This window comes from Sphingopyxis sp. SCN 67-31 (genome assembly GCF_001725095.1).
This window is the reverse complement of the sequence record NZ_MEFH01000018.1, coordinates 26173-40900: the sequence shown is the minus strand read 5'-3', so window position 1 is coordinate 40900 and position 14728 is coordinate 26173. Positions and strand designations below refer to the sequence as shown.

Here is a 14728-nt window from a genome sequence, read left to right as displayed (position 1 = left end):
GGCGCTTTTGATCACGACATGTCTGGTGGTTCCGATGGCGAGTGCCTGGGCCCAGGATGCGTCGGATGCGGCGGAGCAGGGCGATGCGATCGTCGTCACCGGCCGACGCGCCGCCGACCGCGCGGCGCTAGAAACGAAGCGAAACACCGACACGCAGGTCGACGAAGTCCGCGCCGACGACGTCGGACGGTTGCCCGACCAGAATGTCGCCGAAACGCTGCGCCGCCTGCCGGGCCTCAGCGTCGCGAACGACATGGGCGAAGGGCGCTATCTGACCGTCCGCGGCGTGTCGCCCGACCTGCTCAACGTGACCTTGAACGGTCAGACCGCCGCCGCTCCCGAACCCGACTCGCGTCAGGTGAAGCTCGACGACATCCCGTCGGCGCTGATCGGCGCAGTGACGGTGTCGAAGACGCTGACCCCCGACATGGACGCCAATGCGATCGCGGGCGCCGCCAATATCGAAACCGTGACCGCTTTCGACCGGCCGGGCACCTTCGGCAGCCTGCGCGCCGCCTATGGCAAATATGATCTGAACGGCAAGCATCCCTATGAGTTCGACGCATCGATCGGGTCGCGCTTCGGCCCCGACCGTCAGTTCGGCTTCGTCTTCGCGCTCAACTATTCGAACCGCGAGTTCGAGGCGCAGAACATCCAGTCAGGCGGCAAATGGGAGGAGGTGGGCGGTGAATTCGTGCCGCTGCGCCAGACTCTGCGCGACTATCACACCCGCCGTCAGCGCTATGGCGCGGTCGCCAATTTCGACTGGCGCCCGACCGACGAGGTGAAGGTCTTCGCGCGCTTCCTCTATTCCAAATATAAGGACAAGGAATCGCGTCCGGGCTTCCAGGTCGACCTCGACGAGGACGAGATCACCAACCAAACCGCGACCAGCGGCGATTTCGCCGCCGCCAAGGCCAAGCGTGCTCTGCGCTCGCGCGAGGAAAATTCGGACACATTCACCTCGTCGTTCGGCGGTGAATTCGATCTCGGCCCGAGTTGGCTGCGCGTCGAGGGCAGCTATACCCAGGCCAACAAGCGCGACCCGCATCGCGACGAGATCATCTTCGCGGCCAAGAAGATGACCGGGTCGTACGACCTGTCGGGATCGATCCCGCTCTATCAATCCGATCCGCCGGCGTTCGACCCGACCCAGTATAAATTCGACGAAACAAGCTATGAACATCGCCGCGCGCGCGAGGATCTTTATCAGGCGCGCGCCGATTTCCGCACCCCGATCGGCATCGGCGACGACAGCACGATTCAGATCGGCACCAAATATACGCAGCGGCGCAAGACCAACGACGAAGAATCAGTCATTTATGGCGGCTATGACGACGACTTCACGCTCGACCAGGTTGAGGGCGCGCCGATCGACAGCATCTTCAAGGGTCGCTATCCGTTCGGCGCAACGATCAGCCGTCCGAGCGCCGACAGCTTTTTCCAGTCGAACCTTGCCGGGTTTGAGCTGGATGAGGAAGGCACCGTCGGCGATAGCCTTGCCGGCGACTATCTGATCCGCGAAAAGATTTTCGCCGCCTATGCGATGGCGACGCTGAAGTTCGGCACCTTTACCGCGATCCCCGGCGTCCGCATGGAAAGGACGAAGAGCAATTATGCGGCGAAGGACATTCTCGACACGACGACCGTCGCTGACCTCGGCAAGGATTACGATAGCTTCGGGTCGCAGAGCTACACCGATTTCTTCCCGGGTCTCAACCTGCGCTGGAATGCGACGCCGTCGCTCGTCCTGCGTGCCGCGGTGACGCGCGCGATCGGGCGGGCGAACTATGAACAGCTCGCGCCGACGACGGTCGTCAACACCAGCGACAATGAAGTCTCGATGGGCAATCCGAACCTGAAGCCGCTTACCTCGACCAACTACGACCTCGCGGGCGAATATTATATCGGGCGCAAGGGCATCGTCAGCATCGCCGGCTTCTACAAGACGATCCAGAATCCGATCTATTCGGCGACCACCGAGCAGAGCGGCACCTTTGCCGGACAGGCGCTCGTCGATGCGCAGGTGACGATGCCGGTCAATGCCGACAGCGCGTTCGTGAAGGGGGTCGAGATCAACGCCCAGACCGAGCTCAGCTTCCTGCCCGCGCCGCTCGACGGCTTCAGCATCGGCGGCAGCATCACCTTCGTGAAATCGCGCGCGAAGGGTATCCCGGGCCGCGGTAACGAGCGGCTGCCGCTCGCCAGCCAGTCGAACCGGGTGGCATCGGCCTTCCTCTCCTATGAGAAGGGCGGGCTGTCGGCGCGCATCGCCTATACCCACCGCTCGGCCTATCTGCTCGAACCCGGCGAGGATACCGACACCGATCTGTATGTCGGCTCGTTCAACCAGTGGGACGCGCGCATCGGCTACGACATCGTCAAGAATGTGACGATCTTCCTCGAAGGATCGAACCTCAACGACGAACCCTATCGCGTCTTCCAGGGCATTTCGTCGCGGACCGACGAAGTCGAACGCTACGGCTACTCGGTCAAGACGGGCGTCCAGTTCAAATTCTGATCCCTGCAGGGAGCACTGGACCTGGGGCCGGGGAAACCCGGCCCCTTTCTTTTGAGCGGCTTCGCATATTTCGGTGACGCGGGCTTTGGAGTGGGAAACGGTCGTCTGAGCGATGCACCGGTCTCCCCTCCCGCCTGCGGGAGGGGAGACAATGGCGCCTTCCGGCGAAACCCGGGCGGAGATCTCAAAGGGGTGAGTTCCATACCCCTTTGAGATCTCCGCGCCTCTGTGCGAATCCCGTTCGAAGCGCTTTGACGGGCAGCTGTGGATCGATTGCTGCCTGCCAGCGAACTATAACAGTACCCGTTCCCCCGTCCGCGCCGACTGCGCCGCCGCTTCGGCCAGCGCCAGCGCCGCGACGCCGTCGCGAAAATCGACGAGCGGTACGGCGCCGTCGAGGATGTCGGCGAAATGATCGGTTTCACGCGCGTAGGCGACCGCGTAGCGATCGAGGAAGAAATTCTGGAAGCGGTCGGCGGCGGCGCCCTCTTCGCCCCACGTCTCGACCGTCGTTTCGAGCTGGTTCTGCGCCCGGATCATGCCCTTCGATCCGAAGGCCTCGATCCGCTGGTCATAGCCATAGCCGCTACGGCGGCTCGACGAGATCATGCAGAGCCGGCCCGACGCCGTGCGCAGGATCGTCTTCGCGGTATCGGCATCGCCCGCCTCGCCGATCGCGGGATCGACGAGCACGGACGCGCTGGCAAAGACTTCCGTCACGTCCTCGCCGAGCAGCCAGCGCGCCATGTCGAAATCGTGAATGACCATGTCCTTGAAGATACCGCCCGACACTTTGACATAATCGACCGGCGGCGGTGCGGGGTCGTGGCTGATGATGTGCAGCGTTTCGAGCGTGCCGACCGCGCCGGCAGAAAGCCGCGCCTGCAATGCCGAGAAGTTCGGGTCGAAGCGGCGGTTGAATGCCAGGAACAACCGCGCGTCCAGCGCCGCGAACCGCGCCGCCGATTCGCGCGCGGCGGCCAGATCCTGATCGAGCGGCTTTTCGCAGAAGATCGCCTTGCCGGCCTCGGCAGCGGCGAGGCTGTAGGGAAGATGGGTGTCGGTCGAACTCGCGACGACGACCCCCGCAACCGCCGGATCGGCCAGCGCTTCCTCGATTGTCGAGACGCGAGCGTCATATTGCGCCGCGATCGCCGCCGCTGCCTCGGGAAAGGGATCGACAACCCGCGTCAGCCGCAGGCGTGGGTTGGCGGTCAGGTTCGCCGCGTGGATTTTGCCGATCCTGCCGGCGCCGATCAGTGCGATGTCGTGCATTCTATCCTCTTCCGGTTGAAACCATATTCCATGTCTATATGATATGGAATACATATTCCATAGCGTGGAACGGGCCGCAGGGCGACAGTTGCGTTACAAGTTTTGAACAGATATTCCGTTTTTCCGGATGAATGGGGGAGAATATATTTGACCGACGTCCCGACTGCCCCCGCCTCGGCGGAGGAACTGCGCGCCGAGATCGTGAGCCGTTACGAGACGCTGAGCAAGCGGCTCAAGCAGATCGCGCGCTATATCCTCGACGAACCCAACGACATTGCGCTCGAAACGCTTGCGGTGATCGCCGACCGTTGCGGCGTCCAGCCCTCGGCGATCGTGCGCTTTGCCAAGAGCTTCGGGTTCGAGGGCGCGAGCCAGATGCAACGACTGTTCCGCGACGGTCTGCTCAGCAACAACGCCGCGCTCGGTTATTCGGAGCGCGTCCGCCAGCTCGATCAGGCAACCAGCGCCAGCGATATCGAGCCCGCGAACCTTCTCTCCGAATTTGTCGAGGGCAACAGTCTCGCGATCCAGAATCTGTTGCAGACGGTCAGCGGCGCCGACATGCGCGCGGCGGTCGATTTGCTGATGGCGGCCGATACCGTGCATGTCGCGGGCTTTCGCCGCTCCTTCCCCGTCGCCTCCTATATCGCCTATTCGCTGCTCCAGGCGGGCAAGCGCGCGGTGTTCATCGACGGAGTCGGAGGTCTCGGGCTTCAGCAGGTGCATGCGATGGGTCCCGACGACCTGCTGATCGCGATCAGCTTTCACCCCTATTCGGAAGAGACGATCGCCGTCGTCAATGCCGCCCGGGCGAGCGGCGGCCGCGTTCTCGCGATCAGCGACAGCCTGGTAAGCCCGGTCGCCAAGCCCGCAGAGCAGGTTCTTCAGATTCGTGAGGCAGAGGTACGGAAATTCCGTTCGCTGTCCGCGTCGATGTGTCTCGCGCAGGCGCTCGTCATCAATTTTGCCTTCGAGGCGACACGCGCCGACGGCAAGGCACGCGAGGACGGCTCGGCATAGCCATTTCATTTCTGGCGCCGTGTGAAACATATGTTGCAAACATTCTAAAAGTGGAATAAGCGTTTCAGGCCAAGGAAGGATGGTCTCGAAAACGATGGCGCAACAAGGGCAGGAACGGGGCGGAGAGGACCGGCTGGACGTCGTCACGCTGGGGCGCGCGGGGATCGACCTTTACGGCGAGCAGATCGGCGGGCGGCTCGAAGATATGGCGAGCTTCGCCAAATATATCGGCGGCAGTCCCACCAATACCGCGGTCGGCGCGGCGCGCCTCGGTCTTCGCGCCGGGCTGATCACCCGCGTCGGCGCGGATCATTTCGGCCGCTTCATCGTCGAGGAGTTGAACCGCGAGGGCGTGGTGACGGACGGCGTCCGCACCGACCCCGACCGGCTGACCGCGCTTGCGATCCTCGGCATTCGCGATCCCGACACCTTTCCGCTGATCTTCTACCGTGAAAATTGTGCCGACATGGCGCTTTGCGCCGGCGACATCGATCCCGACTTCGTCGCTTCGGCGGATGCGCTGCTGATCAACGGCACCCATCTGTCGCAGCCGGGCGTGTTCGATGCGAGCATCAAGGCCGTGACGGTGATGAAGGCCGCCGGGGGGCGCGTCGTCTTCGACATCGATTACCGCCCGGTGCTCTGGGGGCTTGCCGGCAAGGACAATGGCGAGGATCGCTTTGTCGCCGACCAGGGCGTCACCGAAGCGTTGCAGCGTGTCCTGCCGCTCTGTGACCTGATCGTCGGCACCGAAGAGGAAATCCATATCCTTGGCGGCTCGACCGACACGCTCGCGGCGCTCCGTGCGATCCGCGCGAACAGTTCCGCGCTGCTGGTCTGCAAGCGCGGCGCACAGGGATGCGTCGCCTTTCCCGATGCCGTTCCCGCGTCGCTCGATGCCGGAATCGTCGGTCGCGGCTTTCCGATCGAGGTGTTCAACGTGCTCGGCGCGGGGGATGCCTTTATGGCGGGTTTCCTGCGCGGCTGGCTCAAAGACATGCCGCTCGAAAAATGCTGTGAAATCGCCAATGCGTGCGGTGCGCTCGTCGTGTCGCGGCACGGCTGCGCCCCGGCGATGGCGTCCTGGGACGAGCTTCGGCATTTTCTCGGTGGGCAATGGCCGCACCGCCTGCGCGAGAGCGCCGAGCTCGAACAACTGCACTGGTCGACCAACCGCCACGGCGAGCGCGACGAACTGACCGTGCTCGCGATCGATCACCGCAGCCAGTTCGACGACCTGCTCGCCGAGCTCGGCGAAAGCGACGAGGCGCGGATCCATCATTTCAAGAATCTCGCGCTCGAGGCGCTTCATCGGATGGGGGCTGGCGACCCCAATTACGGCGTTCTGCTCGACGGCCGCTTCGGCGCACGCGCGCTGGAGGCGGCGGCCGATCATCCCTATTGGATCGGGCGGCCGATCGAGGTGCCCGGATCGCGCCCGCTGCTCTTCGAAGGATCGCCTGACGTCGGCATGACGCTGCGCGACTGGCCGACGAACCACGTCGTCAAATGCCTCGTTTTCTATCATCCGGACGATGATGCCGAAATGCGCGCACGGCAGGATCGGCAGTTGCTGCGCCTCTTCGATGCCTGCCGTCGCACACGCCACGAATTTCTGCTTGAAATCATCGCGTCGAAGCACGGTCCGGTCGACAGCGGCACGATCGCCTCGGTGATCGATCATGTCTATTCGCTCGGCATCTATCCCGATTGGTGGAAGCTCGAACCGACGACCGATGCTGCCGCCTGGGCCGCGAGCGAGGCGGCGATATTGCGCCACGATCCGCTCTGCCGCGGCATCGTCCTGCTCGGCCTGTCGGCGCCGCGGGACGAAGTGCTCGCGGGCATCGTCGCGGCGGCGCCTTTTTCGCTGGTCAAGGGCTTCGCGGTGGGGCGCACCATCTTTCACGATGTCGCGCAGCAATGGCTGACGGGAGCGATCGACGACGAGGCCGCCATGACCGCGCTCGGTGAAAATCTGCGCGTTCTCGCCGATGGCTGGCGCGCGGCGCGCCGTGCTAGGGTGGCGGCATGAGCGGGCATGTACGATTGACGATGGCGCAGGCGCTGACGCGCTGGCTTGCGATGCAGCGGGTCGAGGTGGACGGCGTCGAATTGCCCTATTTCGCCGGCATGTGGGCGATCTTCGGCCATGGCAATGTCGCGGGGATGGGCGAAGCGCTCGCCGGGATGGAAGACGCGCTTCCGACGTATCGTGCGCATAACGAGCAGGGCATGGCGCATGCCGCGATCGCCTTTGCCAAGGCGAGCCGCCGCCGCCGCGCGATGGCGTGCACGACCTCGATCGGTCCCGGCGCGACGAACATGGTGACCGCGGCGGCGCTCGCGCACGTCAACCGGTTGCCGGTGCTTTTCCTGCCGGGCGACGTCTACGCGAGCCGCCGTCCCGACCCGGTGCTTCAGCAGATCGAGGATTTCGCCGACGGGGCGGTGAGCGCCAACGACTGTTTCCGTCCGGTGTCGCGCTATTTCGACCGCATCACGCGGCCCGAACAGATCATCGATGCGCTGCCGCGCGCGATGGCGGTGCTGACCGACCCGGCGCTCTGCGGGCCGGTGACCCTCGCGCTCTGTCAGGATGTGCAGGCCGAGGCCTATGATTATCCCGAGAGCTTCTTCGCCCCGCGAATATGGCGTTCACGCCGGCCGCGTCCCGACCGTGCAGAACTGAATAATCTCGTCGAAGCGATCCGCACCGCGAAAACGCCGTTGATCATCGCGGGCGGCGGTATCCTCTATTCGGAGGCCGAAAGAGTCCTCGCCGACCTCGCCGCACGGACCGGTATCCCGGTCGCCGAGACGCAGGCGGGGAAGGGCGCGCTCGTCTGGGATCATCCACAGGCGCTTGGCAGTATCGGCGTGACCGGGACGAGCGCGGCGAACGCCGCCGCCGAAGCCGCCGACCTGATCGTCGGGGTCGGAACCCGGCTGCAGGATTTCACCACCGGGTCGCGCACGCTTTTCGCGGGCAAGCGGTTGGTCCAGATCAACATGGCGGCGCTCGATGCGATCAAGCAGGGCGCCGAAGCGGTCGTCGGCGATGCGCGTGAGACACTCGAAGCCTTGGCGGAGGCGCTGGCCGACTGGCAGGTCGATGATAGGTGGCGCGCCGCGAACCGCGCCGCGGTCGCTGAATGGAACGCCGCCTGGGACGCCGCGACAGCGCCAGTCAATGCGCTTCCCTCCGACGCGCAGGTGATCGGCGCGGTGTGGCGGCAGGCGGGGGACGACGCGACCGTCGTCTGCGCTGCGGGCGGTCTGCCCGGCGAACTCCACAAACTTTGGCGGACCCACCGCCCCGGCGGCTATCATGTCGAATATGGCTTCTCGTGCATGGGCTATGAGGTCGCGGGCGGACTAGGGGTCAAGATGGCCGATCCGGCGCGTGACGTTTATGTGATGGTCGGCGACGGCAGCTATCTGATGCTCAATTCGGAGCTGGCGACCTCGGTGATGCTCGGGCGCAAGATCACCGTCATCCTGCTCGACAATCGTGGCTATGGCTGCATCAACCGACTGCAGCAGGGGACGGGCGGGCGCCCGTTCAACAATCTGCTCGCTGATGCGGCGCACGAAATCCTGCCTGACATAGACTTTGCGGCCCACGCCCGCAGTCTCGGCGCCGCTGCGGAGAAGGTCGGCGGCATCGCCGAACTCGAAGCCGCGCTCGTTCGTGCGAAGCAATCGCCGAAAAGCTATGTGATCGTCATCGACACCGATCCCGCGATCACCACCGAGGCGGGCGGCCATTGGTGGGACGTCGCGGTCCCCGAAGTGTCGGCGCGCGCCGAAGTGCAGGCCGCGCGCCGCGACTATGAAAATCGAATCGACGGAGGCAGGACATGACGATCCGCTGGGGCGTGAGCCCGATCGCCTGGTGCAACGACGACATGCGCGAACTGGGCGGCGACACGACGCTCGACGAACTGCTCGCCGATGTCCGCGACATCGGCTTCGACGGGGTCGAACTCGGGAACAAGTTCCCGCGCGATCCGGAGTTGCTTGCGCCGATCATGGCGAACTACGGCCTCGACATCGTCGGCGGCTGGTATTCGTCGAACCTGCTCGTGCGCGATGCCGATGCCGAAATCGAGGCGCTGTCGAAGCATCTTGCCTTGCTCGAATATATGGATTCGAGCGTCTTCATCCTCGCGGAAACGTCGAACGCGGTGCATTGCGACCGCTACGGCAGCCGGCTCGATACGCATCCGGTGCTTCCCGCCGCCGACTGGAAGCAGTTCGGCGAGCGGCTGGATACTGTCGCGCGCTTCATCAACGATCGCGGGCTGCGCTTCGCCTATCACCATCATCTCGGCACGGTCGTCGAGACGAAGGATGAACTCGAACGCTTCTTCGACGCGACCGGCGACCATGTCGGTCTGGTGCTCGACACGGGGCATGCGCTGTTCGGCGGGATCGAGCCCGTCGACGTGATCAAGGCGCGCCCGGAGCGCGTCGCGCACGTCCATTGCAAGGACGTCCGCACCGCCAAATATGACGAATTCCGCGCGAGCGGCACCAGCTTCCTCAACGGTGTCGTCGGCGGCATGTTCACCGCACCCGGCGACGGCGATTACGACTATGCACCGTTTATGCGTGCGCTTGCCGACATGCACTATTCGGGCTGGATCGTGATCGAGGCCGAACAGGATCCGGCGATCGCCAACCCCCGCGAATATAGCCAGCTCGGCCTCGACACGCTGAAGCGGCTGGCGCGTGAGGAGGCGCTGGTCTGATGTCGCTTCTCGTCCATCCCCATTCGCCCGCGGGCGACGGCACGGTGCTCGACATCACGCCCGAAAGCGCGGGTTGGAAATATGTCGGCTTTCGCGTGGTCCGCCTTGCGGCGGGGGCAAGCTACAATCGCGTCGAAGACGGCCGCGAGGCGTGTGTGGTCGTGCTTACGGGGACCGTCTCGATCATGGCGGGAGGCGAGAGCTTCGAGAATATCGGCGGTCGCCAGACGGTGTTCGACGGCGCGGCGACCTCGGTCTACGTGCCCGCGGGCCATCGCTACAGGATCGAAGCCGTGTCCGATGCGGAAATCGCGATCTGCACGGCGCCGGGAACCGGGGCGGGCGCGGTGCGCCTGATTCGCTCCGATGCGGTCGAGGTACGCGGCCAAGGCACGAACAAGCGGCATGTCCGGAACATCCTGTCCGATGCCGATGCCGCCGAAAGCCTGCTTGTCGTCGAGGTGATCACGCCCGGGGGGCACTGGTCGAGCTACCCGCCGCACAAGCACGACCGCGACGCCTACCCCGAGGAGACTTTCCTTGAGGAGACCTATTACCACCGCCTCTCGCCATCGCAGGGCTTTGCCTTCCAGCGGGTCTATACCGACGAGCGCGACATCGACGAGACGATGGCGGTCGAGGACGGCGATGTCGTGATGGTGCCGCGCGGCTATCATCCGGTCGGCGCGCCGCATGGCTATGATCTTTATTATCTGAACGTGATGGCGGGGCCCCGGCGCAACTGGGTGTTCCGCAACGACCCCGCGCACGAGTGGATCGTGCGCCAGTAAGGAAGAGCGATGAGACAGATTGACCCCTTCATCGCCGGCGATGCCGCCGGCGGCGGTTCCGTGCGCCCGGAAAACGGACGCGCCGGTGATGTGTTCAACCCGAGCACCGGACAGGTCCAGGCACGCGTCGCTTTCTCCACCGCCGCCGATCTCGACCGCGCGGTCGTCGCGGCCGCCGCGGCGCAGCCCGGTTGGGCGGCGACCAATCCGCAGCGCCGCGCGCGCGTCCTGTTCCGTTTCCGCGAACTGCTCGAGGCGAACATGCAGGATCTCGCGGAACTGCTGGCGAGCGAGCATGGCAAGGTCGTCGCCGACGCGCGCGGCGACGTTCTGCGCGGGCTGGAAGTGATCGAATTTTCGTGCGGCATCCCGCATGCGATGAAGGGCGAATATACGCAGGGTGCCGGACCGGGAATCGACGTCTATGCCATGCGTCAGCCCCTCGGCGTGGTCGCGGGTATCACGCCATTCAACTTTCCCGCGATGATCCCGATGTGGATGTTCGGCCCCGCGATCGCGGCAGGCAACGCCTTCATCCTCAAGCCCAGCGAACGCGACCCGTCGGTGCCGGTGCGCCTCGCCGAACTGATGCTTGAGGCCGGGCTGCCCGAAGGCATCCTCCAGGTCGTCCACGGCGACAAGGAAATGGTCGACGCAATCCTGGATCATCCGGCGATTTCGGCGGTCAGCTTCGTGGGATCCTCCGACATTGCGCACTATGTCTATGGGCGCGGTGCCGCTGCCGGCAAGCGTGTGCAGGCGATGGGTGGCGCCAAGAATCACGGCATCGTCATGCCCGACGCCGACCTCGACCAGGTGGTGCACGATCTGTGCGGCGCCGCCTTCGGTTCGGCGGGCGAGCGCTGCATGGCGCTGCCCGTCGTGGTGCCGGTCGGCGACGCGACCGCCGACGCGCTTCGCGAGCGACTGATCCCGGCGATGGCCGCGCTCAAGGTCGGCGTGTCGACCGATCCCGATGCGCATTATGGCCCGGTCGTCAACGCCGCGCACAAGGCGCGTATCGAGGACTGGATCCAGACCGGGGTCGATGAAGGCGCCGAACTGGTCGTCGATGGCCGCGGTCTGGTCCTGCAGGGACATGAGCACGGATTCTTCGTCGGCCCAACGCTGTTCGACCGCGTGACGACTGCCATGCGCGCCTATCGCGAGGAAATCTTCGGCCCGGTGCTGCAGATCGTCCGAGCCCCCGATTTCGAGACCGCTTTGCGCCTGCCGAGCGCACACCAATATGGCAATGGCGTGTCGATCTTCACGCGCAATGGTCACGCCGCGCGCGAATTCGCGCAGCGCGTCAATGTCGGCATGGTCGGCATCAACGTGCCGATCCCGGTGCCGGTCGCCTATCATAGCTTCGGCGGCTGGAAGCGCTCGGGTTTCGGCGACACCAATCAATATGGGATGGAGGGCGTGCGCTTCTGGACGAAGGTCAAGACGGTAACCCAGCGCTGGCCCGATGGCGGCGAAGGGGACAACGCCTTTCTCATTCCCACCTCCTGAGCAAAAACGAAACAAATCTTCCATTCTTATATAAAATGAAATAGCATCATGTCCGGACACCCGAAACAACAGGGCGCCGGATGCGGGAGAGAGGCGATGCTCAGATATTTCGCGACGGGTCCGGACCTGCCGGTCAGAACCGACGACGGCCTCGATGGCGCGTTCCGGCGCTATCGGATGCGGATCATCATGGCGATCACGCTTGCCTATGCCGTCAGCTATACGTGCCGGCTCGCGATCAATATCGTCAAGAAGCCGCTGATCGATCAGGGCATCTTCACCCCGCTCGAACTCGGCATGATCGGCTCGGCGCTGTTTTATACTTACGCCGCCGGCAAGCTGATCAACGGCTTCGTCGCAGACCACAGCAATGTGAAGCGACTGTTCGCGGCCGGGATGATCCTGTCGGCGCTTTGCAACATCGCGATGGGTTTCTCGACATTGTTCTGGGCGACGCTGCTGATCTGGGGGCTCAACGGCTGGTTCCAGAGCTATGGCGCGCCGGCGTGCGTCGTCGCGCTGGCCAGCTGGTTCTCGAACCGGGAGCGCGGGCGCTATTACGGCATCTGGTCGACCGCGCATTCGATCGGCGAGGGGCTGACCTTTGCGGTCGTCTCGGCGGTCGTCGCAATCGGCGGCTGGCGGTGGGGCTTCTGGGGTCCGGGTGTCGCGGCGGTGCTTGCGGGCGTCGCGGCCTATTACGCGATGGCCGATCGGCCCCGCGCGCTCGGCTTGCCGACCGTCGCCGACTGGCGGAACGACCATTATGCCCCGCCCGCGGAGGATGGGCCTGAGCGCGGGGTGTTCGCCACCCAGCTATCGATCCTGAAAATACCGGCGGTCTGGATTCTCGCGCTGGCGAGCGCGGCCAACTATGTGACGCGCTACGCGATCAACAGCTGGGGAATCCTCTATCTGCAGGAGGCGCGTGCCTATTCGCTGGCGGAAGCGGGTGCGATGCTCACCGCCAGCACGCTGGCGGGGGTTGCGGGCGCGGTCGCCTTCGGCTTCGTCTCGGACAAATTCTTCGGCGCGCGCCGTCCGCCCGCCAATCTGCTCTTCGGGGTCATCGAACTCGTCGGGCTTCTTCTGCTGTTCTTCGGTCCCAACAATCCGGTCATCGTCTTCATCGCGGTGATCCTGTTCGGGCTCGGCATGACCGGCCTCGTCACCTCGCTTGGCGGGCTGTTCGCGATCGATATCTGCCCGAAGCGCGTCGCCGGCGCCGCACTCGGCCTGGTCGGCGTGTTCAGCTATATCGGCGCGGCGGTGCAGGAACAGGTGTCGGGGGCGCTGATCGACGCCAACATGCATATGATAAATGGCACGAATGTCTATGATTTCGGACCGGTGATCTGGTTCTGGATCGGTAGTTCGGTACTGGCGACGTTGCTGGCGACGACGCTATGGAACACGAAGCTCCGCGACTGATGGAAAAGACGATGCATCGCCGCAATCTTCTGCGCGGGGGCGCTGCCCTTGCTTTTCTCGCCGCGCTGCCGCGCCGGCTCTATGCCGCCGCGGTCGGCTATCCACGCTTGCTCGACGGACCGATGATCGGCGCGACGACGCCGGACAGCTTCACCGTCTGGTCGCGCGCAAGCGGGGCGTTCGGGGTCGCGGTCGAATATGCGACGCGCCGCGACTTCGCCGATGCGAAAACAACCGCGCCGGTCGCCGCGACGCAGGACAACGACCTGTGCACGGTGGTCGAGGTTAGCGGCCTCAAGCCCGACACCATTTATTATTATCGCATCAAGGCCGATGGAATCGACGACCGCCACCAGCCGCTTGCCTTTCGCACCCGCACCGCGCCCGACCGGCCGCGCCCGATCCGGATCGCCTTCGGCTCGTGCGCGCGCGTCCAGCTCTACCCCGAGCAGCCGGTGTTCGAGGCGATCGCCGCGATGGAGCCCGATCTCTTCCTTTGGCTCGGCGACAATATCTATGCCGACAGTGACAGCGAGACCGCCTATTCGGCGCTCTATTCGCGCCAGCGGGGCGTGTCGGCGCTTGTTCCGCTGCTCCGCTCGGTGCCGCAACTCGCGATCTGGGACGATCATGATTTCGGCTATAATGACTCGGATCGTCACAACGGCGTGAAGGCGATGACCCGCCGCCTGTTCGACCGCTGGTGGGCGAATCCCGCTTCCGGCCTGCCCGACACGCCTGGAATTTTCTTCCGTCACAGCTTTGGTCCCGTCGACATCTTCATGCTCGACGGGCGCTACCACCGCGATCCGCCATCGGCCCCCGACGGCCCCGAAAAGACGATGCTCGGTGCCGGGCAGAAGGCGTGGCTGAAGCGCGAGCTCAAGGCATCGAAAGCGGCGTTCAAGATCCTTGCCTCGGGCACCGGCTGGTCGCTCGCCGAAAAGGGCGGCGACAGCTGGGCCGCCTATCTCCACGAGCGCAACGAGATCCTCGATTTCATCCGGGACGAGGGGATCGGCGGTTGCCTCGGCATTTCGGGCGACGTCCATCAGGGCGAAGTCAACTGCGTGCCCTGGTCCGAACGGGGCGGCTATGATTTCTATGATCTGGTGAGTTCGGGGCTGGCGCAATATCTGGCCCCCAAATTCGTCGACCAGCATCCCGAGGTGCGATTGCGCGCTCCGTGGGTGCGCAGCACCAATTTCGGGCTGCTCGAATTCAGCTTCGATCCCGAACCGCGCGTCGAACTCAGCGTTCGCGACGTGATCGGGGCATCGGCGTCGGGCGAGCCCGTCCGCCTTCGCGCCGCCGACCTCGTCAACGGCAAGCAGAGCTGGCGCGCCGTGATCGATCCGGATGAACTCGAACGGCGCGAGCGTGTCGAGCGCGGCGGCAGCTATTATGGGGAGTGA

Annotated in this window: 10 protein-coding genes; 9 read left to right on the top strand and 1 reads right to left on the bottom strand. The window is 64.7% G+C overall.

Features of this window, described 5'->3' with window-relative positions; all coding sequences use genetic code 11:
* Positions 1–34 precede the first annotated feature (34 nt).
* Entirely contained in the window at positions 35–2521 is a 2487-nt protein-coding gene (locus ABS88_RS03300; protein ID WP_158682367.1) for a TonB-dependent receptor, read from the top strand.
* 291 nt (positions 2522–2812) lie between these two features.
* Here ABS88_RS03300 and iolG read toward each other — a convergent pair whose 3' ends face one another.
* Complete coding sequence (gene iolG, locus ABS88_RS03295) at positions 2813–3796, bottom strand: inositol 2-dehydrogenase (protein WP_104960234.1); 984 nt, start codon at positions 3794–3796, stop codon at positions 2813–2815.
* A 147-nt stretch (positions 3797–3943) separates the two neighbouring features.
* Here iolG and ABS88_RS03290 point away from each other — a divergent pair, with 147 nt between their 5' ends.
* From ABS88_RS03290 to ABS88_RS03255, 8 genes are all read left to right on the top strand, one after another.
* The gene (locus ABS88_RS03290; protein WP_199775038.1) at positions 3944–4816 is read left to right on the top strand and encodes a MurR/RpiR family transcriptional regulator; all 873 of its coding nucleotides are present in this window, start codon (positions 3944–3946) and stop codon (positions 4814–4816) included.
* Positions 4817–4910: 94 nt separating this feature from the next.
* Positions 4911–6851, top strand: coding sequence for a bifunctional 5-dehydro-2-deoxygluconokinase/5-dehydro-2-deoxyphosphogluconate aldolase (locus tag ABS88_RS03285; protein ID WP_104960235.1), 1941 nt, complete (start codon positions 4911–4913; stop codon positions 6849–6851).
* Positions 6848–8683 (top strand): 3D-(3,5/4)-trihydroxycyclohexane-1,2-dione acylhydrolase (decyclizing), encoded by a 1836-nt coding sequence (iolD, locus tag ABS88_RS03280; RefSeq protein WP_104960236.1) that lies wholly within the window; start codon positions 6848–6850, stop codon positions 8681–8683. Before ABS88_RS03285 ends, iolD begins: the two co-directional genes overlap by 4 nt.
* Positions 8680–9573: a myo-inosose-2 dehydratase gene (gene iolE, locus ABS88_RS03275; RefSeq protein WP_104960237.1), complete on the top strand. Its 894-nt coding sequence runs from the start codon at positions 8680–8682 to the stop codon at positions 9571–9573. Before iolD ends, iolE begins: the two co-directional genes overlap by 4 nt.
* Entirely contained in the window at positions 9573–10364 is a 792-nt protein-coding gene (gene iolB, locus ABS88_RS03270) for a 5-deoxy-glucuronate isomerase (protein ID WP_199775039.1), read from the top strand. The genes iolE and iolB overlap by 1 nt, the downstream gene beginning before the upstream one ends.
* 9 nt (positions 10365–10373) lie before the next feature.
* Positions 10374–11882 (top strand): CoA-acylating methylmalonate-semialdehyde dehydrogenase, encoded by a 1509-nt coding sequence (locus tag ABS88_RS03265; RefSeq protein ID WP_067106852.1) that lies wholly within the window; start codon positions 10374–10376, stop codon positions 11880–11882.
* 96 nt (positions 11883–11978) lie between these two features.
* Complete coding sequence (locus ABS88_RS03260; RefSeq protein ID WP_199775040.1) at positions 11979–13313, top strand: MFS transporter; 1335 nt, start codon at positions 11979–11981, stop codon at positions 13311–13313.
* Positions 13314–13324: 11 nt separating this feature from the next.
* The gene (locus tag ABS88_RS03255) at positions 13325–14728 is read left to right on the top strand and encodes an alkaline phosphatase D family protein (protein WP_158682368.1); all 1404 of its coding nucleotides are present in this window, start codon (positions 13325–13327) and stop codon (positions 14726–14728) included.